Origin of the sequence: Bacillus sp. DX4.1, from assembly GCF_030348195.1 — a bacterium.
Taxonomy (GTDB): domain Bacteria; phylum Bacillota; class Bacilli; order Bacillales; family Bacillaceae_G; genus Bacillus_A.
Genome location: NZ_JAUCFT010000008.1, coordinates 898,506 through 910,183, shown reverse-complemented (window position 1 = coordinate 910,183; position 11,678 = coordinate 898,506). Strand labels below are relative to the sequence as shown.

The 11,678-nt window shown below is 38.5% G+C and carries 15 protein-coding genes and 2 riboswitches; all 15 genes read right to left on the bottom strand.

Annotation, left to right across the window (positions count from 1 at the left end):
• Positions 1–2 precede the first annotated feature (2 nt).
• The 15 genes from kdpA to tenA all read right to left on the bottom strand — a co-directional run bounded on the left by kdpA (position 3) and on the right by tenA (position 11,555).
• A complete protein-coding gene (gene kdpA / locus QUF99_RS07630; RefSeq protein WP_289369303.1) occupies positions 3–1,670 on the bottom strand; it encodes a potassium-transporting ATPase subunit KdpA in 1,668 nt (555 codons plus the stop codon).
• 19 nt (positions 1,671–1,689) lie between these two features.
• On the bottom strand, positions 1,690–1,767 hold the full coding sequence (kdpF, locus tag QUF99_RS07625; RefSeq protein ID WP_289374585.1) for a K(+)-transporting ATPase subunit F: 78 nt from the start codon (positions 1,765–1,767) through the stop codon (positions 1,690–1,692).
• Positions 1,767–1,871 carry a signal peptide protein gene (locus tag QUF99_RS07620; RefSeq protein WP_289369302.1) on the bottom strand — a complete coding sequence of 35 codons (105 nt, stop codon included), beginning with the start codon at positions 1,869–1,871 and terminating at the stop codon, positions 1,767–1,769. Before QUF99_RS07620 ends, kdpF begins: the two co-directional genes overlap by 1 nt.
• Positions 1,872–1,972: 101 nt before the next feature.
• Positions 1,973–2,116: riboswitch (cyclic di-AMP (ydaO/yuaA leader) on the bottom strand.
• Positions 2,117–2,651: 535 nt separating this feature from the next.
• On the bottom strand, positions 2,652–2,882 hold the full coding sequence (locus QUF99_RS07615; protein WP_289369301.1) for a hypothetical protein: 231 nt from the start codon (positions 2,880–2,882) through the stop codon (positions 2,652–2,654).
• A 16-nt stretch (positions 2,883–2,898) separates the two neighbouring features.
• Positions 2,899–3,297 carry a hypothetical protein gene (locus QUF99_RS07610; RefSeq protein ID WP_289369300.1) on the bottom strand — a complete coding sequence of 133 codons (399 nt, stop codon included), beginning with the start codon at positions 3,295–3,297 and terminating at the stop codon, positions 2,899–2,901.
• 95 nt (positions 3,298–3,392) lie between these two features.
• A riboswitch (cyclic di-AMP (ydaO/yuaA leader) is annotated at positions 3,393–3,538 on the bottom strand.
• A 94-nt stretch (positions 3,539–3,632) separates the two neighbouring features.
• Positions 3,633–4,445 carry a bifunctional hydroxymethylpyrimidine kinase/phosphomethylpyrimidine kinase gene (thiD, locus tag QUF99_RS07605; protein ID WP_289369299.1) on the bottom strand — a complete coding sequence of 271 codons (813 nt, stop codon included), beginning with the start codon at positions 4,443–4,445 and terminating at the stop codon, positions 3,633–3,635.
• A gap of 16 nt (positions 4,446–4,461) precedes the next feature.
• A complete protein-coding gene (locus QUF99_RS07600; RefSeq protein WP_289369298.1) occupies positions 4,462–5,481 on the bottom strand; it encodes a thiazole biosynthesis adenylyltransferase ThiF in 1,020 nt (339 codons plus the stop codon).
• Positions 5,474–6,244, bottom strand: coding sequence for a thiazole synthase (locus tag QUF99_RS07595; RefSeq protein WP_289369297.1), 771 nt, complete (start codon positions 6,242–6,244; stop codon positions 5,474–5,476). The genes QUF99_RS07600 and QUF99_RS07595 overlap by 8 nt, the downstream gene beginning before the upstream one ends.
• Positions 6,245–6,246: 2 nt before the next feature.
• Positions 6,247–6,450 carry a sulfur carrier protein ThiS gene (gene thiS, locus QUF99_RS07590; RefSeq protein WP_289369296.1) on the bottom strand — a complete coding sequence of 68 codons (204 nt, stop codon included), beginning with the start codon at positions 6,448–6,450 and terminating at the stop codon, positions 6,247–6,249.
• A gap of 196 nt (positions 6,451–6,646) precedes the next feature.
• A complete protein-coding gene (gene thiO / locus QUF99_RS07585; RefSeq protein WP_289369295.1) occupies positions 6,647–7,771 on the bottom strand; it encodes a glycine oxidase ThiO in 1,125 nt (374 codons plus the stop codon).
• On the bottom strand, positions 7,764–8,384 hold the full coding sequence (gene tenI / locus QUF99_RS07580; RefSeq protein ID WP_289369294.1) for a thiazole tautomerase TenI: 621 nt from the start codon (positions 8,382–8,384) through the stop codon (positions 7,764–7,766). The genes thiO and tenI overlap by 8 nt, the downstream gene beginning before the upstream one ends.
• A 10-nt stretch (positions 8,385–8,394) precedes the next feature.
• Positions 8,395–9,396, bottom strand: coding sequence for an ABC transporter substrate-binding protein (locus QUF99_RS07575; RefSeq protein ID WP_289369293.1), 1,002 nt, complete (start codon positions 9,394–9,396; stop codon positions 8,395–8,397).
• Positions 9,393–10,145, bottom strand: a complete 753-nt coding sequence (locus tag QUF99_RS07570) for an ABC transporter permease (RefSeq protein ID WP_289369292.1) — start codon at positions 10,143–10,145, stop codon at positions 9,393–9,395. The genes QUF99_RS07575 and QUF99_RS07570 overlap by 4 nt, the downstream gene beginning before the upstream one ends.
• Positions 10,142–10,891 (bottom strand): ABC transporter ATP-binding protein, encoded by a 750-nt coding sequence (locus tag QUF99_RS07565; protein WP_289369291.1) that lies wholly within the window; start codon positions 10,889–10,891, stop codon positions 10,142–10,144. The genes QUF99_RS07570 and QUF99_RS07565 overlap by 4 nt, the downstream gene beginning before the upstream one ends.
• Entirely contained in the window at positions 10,860–11,555 is a 696-nt protein-coding gene (gene tenA / locus QUF99_RS07560; protein ID WP_289369290.1) for a thiaminase II, read from the bottom strand. Before tenA ends, QUF99_RS07565 begins: the two co-directional genes overlap by 32 nt.
• Between the last annotated feature and the right edge of the window lie 123 nt (positions 11,556–11,678).

Here is an 11,678-nt window from a genome sequence, read left to right as displayed (position 1 = left end):
CATTACTTCAATGTAAGAAATTCTGCGATTGGTCCTAGCACCAACATTGGGAAGAACGTTAATGCACCAACGATTACAATCGTTCCAATGAAAATGCCTCCAAATAAACCATTATCTGTGCGGAATGTTCCTACTGTTTCTGGTACTACTGTTTTCTCTTTCAATGAATATGCAACAGCTAGCATTGTAATTAAACTGAAATAACGCCCTAAGAACATGACTATACCAGTTGTAATATTCCAAAATGGTGTATTATCGCCTAATCCTTCAAATCCGGAACCATTGTTAGCAGCTGAAGAAGTATATTCATATACAACTTGTGTTAAACCATGAAATCCTGAATGTGAGATTGCATCTGTTCCTAAATTCGTTGAAAGAGCCAATGCTGAAAATCCTAGAATGAGCAACGGATGAAATAATATCGTTACTGCAATTAATTTCATTTCCTTTCCTTCAATCTTTTTCCCTAAAAATTCTGGTGTACGTCCTACCATTAGTCCAGATATAAAGACAGCGATGATTGCGTACATAATGATATTAACAAAACCTGCGCCAACTCCGCCAAACACTGTATTTAGCATCATATTGACAAGTGGTACCAATCCACCAATCGGTGTTAACGTATCATGCATTGTATTAACAGCACCTGTTTCTGCCGCAGTTGTTACTGTCGCATACAGGGAAGAAAAAACTGTTCCAAATCGTACTTCTTTTCCTTCTGTACTACCTTGCACATTTTCCATACCAATTTGATTTAACGCTGGGTTTCCATGTAATTCAGATGAAACAATCGTTGTAAATCCGACTAAAAACACCATAAATAGTGAAACGAAAAGGATACGTCCTTGTTTTTTATTACCGACCATTCTTCCGTACGTAAATGGTAAAGCGGTTGGTAATAGCATCATAAGCATCATTTGCAAGATGTTACTAAGTTGACCTGGATTTTCAAATGGATGTGTAGAGTTTGCACCAAAGAACCCACCTCCATTGTTACCAAGTTCCTTAATTGAAACGAATGAAGCAACCGGCCCGCGTAAAATACTTTGTTTCACACCCTCAATCGTCTGAGCTGTAACCGCTCCGTCCAATGTTTGTGGTACACCAAGAGCAACGAAAATCAATGCTGCTATAAATGCGATTGGAAGAAAGACTCTTGTTAAAGCTCGTGTAAAGTCTACGAAAAAGTTACCAAGTTCCTTCCCAGCTAATCCTCTTATAAAAGCCATAACAAGCGCCAACGTTGTTGCTGGTGCGGCAAACATTAAAAATGTAATCCCGATTAGTTGCGATAAATAAGACAAACCATTTTCACCGCTATAATGCTGCAAGTTTGTATCAGCCATAAAACTAATCGCTGTATTAAAAGCAAGCGTTGGCTCCATTCCTTCAATATGAGCTGGATTTAATGGAAGTACTCCTTGTAAGCGAAAGATGAAATACACGACAATGATCATAAAACCATTGAGTGCAACTAACGATAAAGCGTATTGCTTCCAACTCTGGTTATACGCTTTAACACCTGTAATTTTGAAAATAATCTTTTCAAAAGGCCCAAACACTTTTTCTAATTTACTATTTCCTTGAAAAGCTTTCTCTAAATAAATGCCTGTTGGCTTTGCAACAAGAATGAATAACAACATTGTGATTACAACTGCAACCCAAATCATAATAAATGCTTCCCCCTCATTAAAACTTTTCTGGATTTAATAACGCGTAAACTAAATACACCGTAACTGCTGCAACAATAACCGATAACGCAATCATCATGATTGCTTCCCTTCCTTCACAACTTTATCTGACCATTTTGCTAACCCCACCATAGACGCTGCTAATACAACAAATATTCCGACCATCACGACATCAAGCATACAGATCCCTCACTTTTAATTGTAAAATTTTACCATTTATCCATCAAAAAAAGAACACTGAGGCTCTACTCAGTGTTCAAAAATGAACAACACAAAAGTAAACCTCCTCTCCAAACGCTTACGAAGTTAGCTGTCGGATTCGGGCCTAAAGAGTAGCCCTACTTTCGTAATGAAAGATTCACCCCAAGTGACAATGCACAAAATTGGTTCCCCCGCTCCATTTCTGGACTCAGCGATATCAGGTTGTTTTTGGAAATATTATGAATAATTTATGATTGTAAATATACTCCTCTATATTTGACTTGTAAAGAGCAAAATTAGCTGAAAACAGACAGAATTTTATCGTTTAACCGCTTACATTCATTATTATATGTATTTTATCATCTGTTTCCTTGTCTTTCCTTTTGTTTTCATTAAAAATACTATTTCATGTAAATTTATTTTGGAAATATAAGAAGAAAATCACGCTACTTCATTTACAATATCAACCATCTTTTTACTTCATTAGCGATACATATATCCATTTTGATTTTTCGACATATAAGCCGCGGCTATGGATAACAAAAGGTGACCTGCACTCGTTTTCTCTCTTTGTTTTCACTATGTCTGGGGCAGGAAAAGGATCTGACCGCTTCTATGCATGAACGGATGCTCTCTCTCACCTAAAAAGAAGGGTTTTATGTCGGTTTTTTAATTTGTATTTATACAAATTAAAAAGGAGCTCATAACCCAAATACCATTTTCATAGTACCCAGAATTCGCTCCTTTTATATTACAAATCTAATGATTATAAAAGCGGCGTAAATTCCGCCCTCGAAAACATACTCGCATTAGCTCTGCATGTTTCTTTTCATACTCGATAATATCATTCTCTAAATATAAACTTACACCTTCTAGCGGCAGTACTACATATGGCTTTGGAAAAGTAATATCCTGCATTGCTAATTCGTACACTCTTTCTAGTGATATTGCCCATCGGTTTGCTATATCATGACATAACAACACTTTCATATTCATTTCCTCCGCCCTACTCAAAAAATAAAAATGAAATGTTATCACAATTCGTAAACACTACAAACTTAGCTCCAATTGTTTGATAGAGCCGAACCGGATACTGTTTATTCCTTGTGACAACCGTAATGGGTGCTTGGAAGGAAAAGCGAATACGTTCTGTAAAAAAGCTAACCGTTGGGAGTTCATCTCCTAGCAATATCACCTTTTTAATCCCCTTACAAATACTTGTTAGCTTCTGTTCTTCATTACAACAATATGTTTTTTCAAATCCACATGCCCGTACTTCAGCGGCTACGTGTTCAGTTACTGTAAAAATAATCATATCACTTTGAAAAGGTACTAATTCTTGTAAACTGTTTACTTTTTCTTCTTCTCCCACACAAATGAGTGTTAATTCTTTCTCCTCACCCATGCATATCATCCCCTTAGTATAAAAGAATTTCGATATAGTGATTTACGATTCTTTTACACTAATCGGATCGATGAAGCGATGTACCCATCGTTACACCATCCCCTCTCAATACGCTTACGAAGTTAGCTGTCGGATTCGGACTTTGAGAGTAGCCCTACTTTCATTATGAAAGACTCACCCCTAGTGACAATGCACAGTTTGGTTCCCCCGCTCCATTACCTGGACTCAGCGTTCTAAAAATAGATTCTGGCTGCTATATTACTCCTAATTTTGGAAAAAGTAAACAACAAAAAAAGCCAGTTTTACAACTGGCTCCCCTACCAAAGTATACATATTTATACATGTATTTCCTGACGTTTATATGCAAAATGATTCGTCGGGCCATGACCACTTCCAATATTCAACCGCTGTTCTATCGCTATACTAATAAAACTTTTCGCTTCTTGAACTGCCTCTTCAATACGATATCCTTTTGCGAGTCCTGCTGTTACAGCGGATGCAAATGTGCAACCACTACCATGTGTTTGTTTTGAATAAATTCGTTCACTTCTGTACTCAATAAACTTCTCGCCATCAAATAATAAATCGATGACTTCATCGCCTTGATATGCCGCATGACCACCTTTCATGAGAACATACTTCGCTCCTAACTCATGCAATACTTTCGCAGCCTGTTTACTATCTTCAATATTATGAATCTCCATTCCAGTTAACACTTCCGCTTCTGGTACATTTGGAGTGACTACCGTTGCGATTGGCAATAAATGCTCTTTCAATGCTTGAACCGCTTCTTGTTGTAAGAGCGATGCCCCGCCTTTCGCTATCATAACAGGATCTAGTACAATATTATTCCAATCAAATTTCTTAATATTTTCTGCAACAACATCAATAATCTCACTACTAAATAGCATACCTAGTTTGACGGCATCCGGTGTTAAGTCTGTACCAATCGAATGTAATTGCTCCTGAATGCCCTCAATTGCAACAGGGTACACGCCCTGTACACCGAGCGTATTTTGTGCGGTAATCGCAGTAATGGCTGTCATTCCGTACACACCGAGTTCTTGGAACGTTTTTAAGTCAGCTTGGATGCCTGCGCCGCCACCGCTATCAGATCCAGCAATCGTTAATGCTTTATTCACTTTCATCTCACTCACCCTTTTTCTATCCAAAATAACGATGATAAATTGTTTTTGCTTCTATCATATCCTTCGTTCCATGTACGAGAACACGCCCGTCTTGGAACGCTACCAATCTCTTTCCATCAACAGAAAATGATAATAAGTATGGATTTACTGTTAAATCAGCCACACGATCTTGCAACATCCCTTTATACCGGTCAAAATCAAGTTTCTCTTTATGGGGAGGACGAATTTGAACCGTATTTCTTCCACATAGAACAGCTGTTTTAGATGTATTCTCTTTGCTTAAATACGGATAGATTGCCTCCTCACCACACGATGGGCAATTCTGTTTTCGCAGCTTTTGAACATTCATGCATGAATATTCATTTTTCCATACATCAAACGATACAAGCCCGTCGCGAAGAGCTTCATAATCCTCTACTAACATTTTAAGAGTTTCCGTTACTTGATGGGAAACAACATGTGATACAGCAGGTGAAATTATACCTGCTGTATCACATGTTGCTCCGCCAAGTGGGATCGATTGTAATAAACAAGATAGACATGGCGTCTTTCCTGGTAAAATCGTATAAGAAAGACCATAGCTACCTACACATGCCCCGTAAACCCATGGAATTGAATGTTTTTGTGATATATCATTTACAATAAAACGCGTTTCAAAGTTATCAGTTGCATCAATCATTACGTCCACATTTGTAATAAGCTGTTCTAATTCTTCCGCTGTTACATCTTGCACATATGCCTCTACAGCCACATGGCTATTAATCGCTTGCAAGCGCCGTTTTGCGGCCACTGCCTTTGGAAGATTATTTTCCACATCTGCTTCACAGTACAGCTGCTGACGTTGTAAATTACTCCAATCAATATAGTCGCGATCAACAATCGTTACTTTACCAACACCAGCTCGAACAAGCATCTCGGCGTTTGCACTACCAAGTGCTCCTGCACCGATAATTAGCACATGTTTTTCTCCTATTTTTTGCTGGCCTCTTTCCCCAATAGGAGAAAATAACTCTTGTCGAGAATATCGATTATTCAACTACGCTCATTCCTTCTAATGGACTACTTGCTGTTGCACAGCGTTTACGGGCAATACGTCCTGCTTCGAAACCTAAACGACCAGCATGAATACCTAATTTCATTGCTTCTGCCATTTTGACAGGATCTTTCGCACCAGATACAGCTGTATTTAATAAAACACCATCTGCTCCTAATTCCATCGCAAATGCTGCGTCAGCTGGGCTACCGATACCAGCATCAACAATAACAGGTACCGTCGCCTGCTCAATGATAAAGCTTAGGTTGAGTGGATTTACAATACCAAGTCCTGAACCGATTGGTGACGCACCTGGCATAATCGCGTGCACGCCTAGTTCTTGTAATTTACGCGCTAATACAACATCATCAGACGTATAAGGAAGAACAATAAATCCTTCTTCCAATAACATTTCAGATGCTTTTAACGTTTCAACAGGGTCCGGTAATAATGTTTGAGCATCACCGATAACCTCTACTTTTATCATGTCACAAAGTCCAGATGCTTTTGCTAACCTTGCAATACGCACTGCTTCTTCAGCATTTTTTGCTCCCGCTGTATTTGGAAGTAACGTATATTTTTTCACATCAATTTTTTCTAGTAAATTCGGTTGATCCGCATCAAAGATATCCATGCGACGCACCGCAAATGTTAAAATTTCTGCCTCTGATACTTCAATTGCTTTTCGTTGCACATCAAAGTCAGAAAATTTCCCTGTTCCTAATAAAAGTCTAGAATGAAAAGTAAATGGTCCAATGTTTAACATAATCAACCGCCTCCTACAAAAGTTACAATCTCAATTTGGTCTCCATCAAAAACAGATGTATCTGGATGGTCTTCTTTTTGCAAAATATCTTGGTTACGTTCTACTACAACAATTTTTGTATCTAAGCTTAGATGTGTCAGCAATCCTGCTACTGTTTTTATATCACCTGGCACCTCTACTTGCTTGCCGTTAATTTTTAAGTTCAAACTTCCATCCCCTTTCTATATAAATCCATTTTGATTTTTCGACATATAAGCCGCGGCTATGGATAACAAAAGGTGACCTGCACTCGTTTTCTCTCTTTGTTTTCACTATGTCTGGGGCAGGAAAAGGATCTAACCGCTTCTATGCATGGCCGGATGCTCTCTCCCACCTTAAAAAGAAGGGTTTTATGTCGGTTTTTTAATTTGGATTTATATCAATCGATTTAGAAAGCAATGAATCTAGCAAATGATTCCCTTGCTTTTCTTCTATTAAATCAGCCATATATTGACCAGAAACTGGACTTAGTAAAATTCCGTTTCGGTAATGACCGGTACAAGCATATAGACCTTTTATTTCTTCATGTGTCCCCATATACGGCATCTCGTGATTCGATTGCGGACGTAATCCAGCCCAGGTGCTTTCCCATTCCGCTTCTTTTAAGGCTGGTAGAATCGTGTAAGCACGCTCTAATATCGCCGTAATACTTTCCGGTTGTACAGATTTATTAAAGGTATGAGGCTTCATCGTTGCCCCAATTACATAGCGTCCGCCACGTTTCGGTGCGATATAAAACCGCTCTTGAAAAATAGGCGCTTGTAAAAGCGGCTTACGGCTATGCACGGCAACAACTTCTCCTTTTACAGGATATGTACCCCAGTCTTTCTTAAAATAGTGGAGTAGCTTTGTACTCCAAGAACCACCAGCAATCACTACTTTTTCACATAAAATCGTACCTTCATTCGTAACAATTCCAGTTACGCGATTCTTTTCCATTTGAATATCAAATACTTCTGTTTGTTCATATAGATCTGCACCAGATATCGCGGCAGAGTGCGCAAACGCATTGGTAAGATCTGGTGCAATGACATGACCATCTTTTGGATGATACACCGCCCCAATAATGGAAGGAGATAGATAGGGCTCTTTGTCACGAAGCTGCTCCCCAGAAATAAAATGGGACGCTTCTCCTATTTGCTGCTGCCACTTCATGATGTGAAGCAACCTCGCCCTCTCATTTTCATTTTGAGCAATACGATAAATCCCTTTTTCTTCATACCCAATATCAATACCCGTTTTTTCACGTAAAGCTTCTGCAAGATTTGGAAACATCACACGGCTTTTTCTAGCAAGTTCAAACAGCGGATCGTATTCATCCCACTCCGCTTGTACACCGAGTAAACCCGCAGCCGCCTTAGAAGCTTCAGATGCAATCCTTTGCTTTTCAACAATTGCTACTCGGTAACCTCTTTCCGCTAGAAAGTGTGCAACTGAACTACCAATTACACCACCGCCAATAATGGCTACATCATATATCTTACTCATGATTTCCCGCCCACTTTCTTATTGTTTCCTTGTATAATCTTGCTTGCTCATACGGATCTCGATCACTTACAATTCCAGACATAACTGCAATGCCAGTTACACCAGCTTGAAGTACGTTCGCTGTATTTTGAGGCGTTATCCCTCCAATTGCTGTAATGGGTATCGTTAACCGTCTTGCCATATCTGAAATTTCTTCTAGCCCTCTTGCTGGAACACCTTTCTTACAGCTTGTCGGAAATATATGCCCATAAACAAGTGAATCTGCTCCATTTTTGAAGGCAGTTATCGCTTCTTCTAGAGAATGTACAGAATAACCAACATGTAAATAAGAAAATTTTTCTTTCACAGACCTGACATCAGCACTTCTGTATCCTAATTGCACGCGTGGAATGTTTAAAAGTATGGCAATATCGATTCGATCATTAATTACAAGCTTAGAAGCGGGAAAGCCCCCTTTTAGGAGCTCCGCCACACCTTCATATAATTCTTTCGTACTTTTTTCACGCTCACGAATATGCAAATAATCAATCTCACTCTCAATTTGCATCGCTACATTCGCTAACTCTTTGAATGTCATCTGACCATTCGAGATAACATGGAGCTCGTCTTTCATATTCATTCGCCTACTTTAAAATGTTTTCGAATAATTCGTTTGCAGGAACGATTTCTTTTGTCATACCTTTTTCTTTCAGCCATTTATTTTGTTTTTCCCATGACTCTTTTGTATCTGATAAAAACGGCTCATCTTTCGTTTCCATTTTTTCTAATAAAATTTTCATACTCTCTTTTTCAACTTCTGGAACAAGTGGGAAGTTTTCTTTTTCTTGATGATCTAATAAAATATTGAGTGCTTCATCTGGATTTTTCTTCATGAAATCATATCCTTTTTTTGCACCGCGTAAAAATGCTTGTAACGCTTCTTTATCTTTTTTCAACGTTTTATCACCTGTTACAAAAACAAGCTCATGATAATTCGGAACGCCATAATCAGCTGGATTAAAGTCCGCTGGCTCATGACCTTCATGACGCATAACAGGAACTTCATGGTTAATGTATGCCCCTGTTACAGCATCTACTTTTTTCGTAATTAGCGCTGGTACTAAATCAAACCCAACATCTACTACTTTTACGTTATCTGGATTACCACCATCTTCTTTTACCATCGTTTTTAAATATTCCTCACTTAAAGGTGTTCCAGAATAACCAACTGTCTTTCCTTCTAAATCTTTTGGTGAAGTAATTCCAGCTGATTTTAACGATACAACACGGTTTAATGGTGAGCGCACAACAGCCCCAATTGATTTCACTGGTATTTGTTCATTGGCTCTTGCAATGACAACATCCGGCTGATAATATAAACCAACTGTTACTTTTCCTGCTGCCGCTAACGTTAATGGATCTGTTGGATTAGAAGGAAATTTGATATTAACTTTCACTCCTTCTTCTTTAAAGTATCCTTTTTCAATTGCCGTATAGATAAAGCTATGAACCGCATTTGGATACCAATCGAGCATAACTGTTACTTCTTTTTCAGCTTTTTTCTTCTCTGATGATGAATTGCTAGAACATCCTGCAATCATTGCAACTAATAGTGTAAACACAAAGATGCGTTTGAATAATTTCATGAATGTTTCCTCCAACTAATAAATTTCTTTTCTAACATAGAAACAAGTAACACAAAGAAAATAGCAAGCAATGATAACAATACAATCGGTGCAAATACACCTGCTCCGTCTAACTGCGTCATCATTCGCTTACTAAAGTATCCAAGTCCAGCTTGTGCACCAAGCCACTCACCGATCGCAGCACCAATTACACTAAGTGGCACCGCGATTTTTAAAGCCGAGAAAAAGTATGGGAGTGCAGATGACAACTTTAACTTTAGAAATATATCTTTTTTCGTTGCACCGTATGTAACTAACAGCTCTTCCCATTCCTTTTTCGTACTGCGCAGACCATCGTACGTATTTACCGCAATCGGGAAAAACGTAATCAAAACGGTAACAATTACTTTGCTCCAAATCGAATAACCAAACCATAAAACGAATAATGGCGCTAGCGCTGTAATTGGAATTGTTTGTGAAGCAACTAAAAGCGGATAAAATGCTCTCTCCATCCATGTACTCGCATTCATTACTATCGCTACCCCAACACCTAACACGATAGAAATTACAACTCCTATCAATACTACGTATAGCGTCGCTGGTAAATGAACAGTCAGTAATATGTCACGTAAAGCCCACATTTTAGCTAGAATTGCAGTTGGAGATGGCAATATGTACATCTCATCTACAATCCTAGCTCCCACTTCCCAGCTAACAAGTAAAATACTGCTCACAATCAGCGCAGGTAAAAATTCTGTAACACGCTTCATACGAGCACCTGCCTTTGCAGCATACCAAGCAGCTCATCTTTTAAATCTAATATTTCCGGCTTATACAAATCTTTTCTTGAACGATCAGCTCCAAGTGGAACAACACGCTCTGTCAAAGTTGTGATAGGTTGCTCCGTCACAACAAAAATTCGATTGGAAAGGTAAAGCGCTTCTTCCACATCATGCGTAATAAATAGAATCGTTTTTTGCCAATGTTTCCATTGTTCAAACAGCCATTCTTGCAATGTGGCCTTCGTTAATGCATCCAGTGCACTAAATGGCTCATCTAATAATAAAACTTCGCCGCCAGTTAATAGCGTTCTAATAAATGAAACACGCTGCCGCATACCACCTGATAAGTCTTTCGGATATTTTTTCTCATATCCTTGCAAACCAAATTGTTCTAAAAGCGCCTTTGCCTGTGTATGAGCTTCTTTTTTCTTTATCCCCTGACACTCTAGCGGCAGCGCTGCATTTTCAATAATGGTTCTCCATGGTAAAAGCATATCTTTTTGTGGCATATATCCTACAGGATGACTTGTTGTTTCTGTCAGTTGAATCGTTCCAGCCATCGGTTCTTCTAATCCTGTAATAAGACGAAATAATGTACTTTTGCCACAGCCACTCGGTCCAATGATGCTAACAAACTCTTTTTCTTGTATGTTAGCATTAAGACTATTTATGATTGGCTTTTCATCATAATGAAAGGAAACATTATGAAACTGTAGTATGCTCTTGCTCCTCAAAACCCCACATCTCCTTACGATAGGCCATATCCCAGAATAAATATTCAAAGCGGCTGGAATATAAGAAAATCTCTTCTAAACGAGCTAGTTCTTGTTCAGGTTTTCCAATAGCTAAATCATTTAATAAATCCATTAACCAAGTACAAAGGTTTCCGTACTCTTCTGAGCTATATCCTTGAATCCATTCACCAAAAAATTCATGATCTCTCGCTCCTGGCATATCATTTAAACGCTTTCCAATTTCCCAATAACTCCACATACATGGAAGGAGCGCTGCAATTAATTCGGCAAGTGTACCATTTTGTGATACTGACATCATATAGTTCGTATACGCTAAATTTTTAGCGGATGGTTTTGCTTGTTCCATCTCTTGGGCAGAAATACCGAGACGTTTTGCATACTGCTTATGAATAGACATTTCTCCATTTAAAATCCCATCTATTTGCTCAGCAAACTTTGCCATGATTTGTGGATTTGTCGCTTTTACAACTCCAATTGCATATAGTTTTGCATAATCTAGCAAATATAAGTAATCTTGTATGATGTAATATTGGAATTTATCTTTTTCTAATGTACCATCACCCATTCCAGTCACAAACGGATGATTATGACTTTTCTCCCAAACAGGTTGCACGGTTTCAAATAACCTCTCACAAAATTTCATTTATACTTCCCCTTCCTTTATACCTATTTATGTACACTGCAACTTCTATCAGTGGGCAGGTTTCCCCTCTTTTCTTTGATTACTCATGACTTGGAGATGGAGATTTACTGCCCATTAGATCCG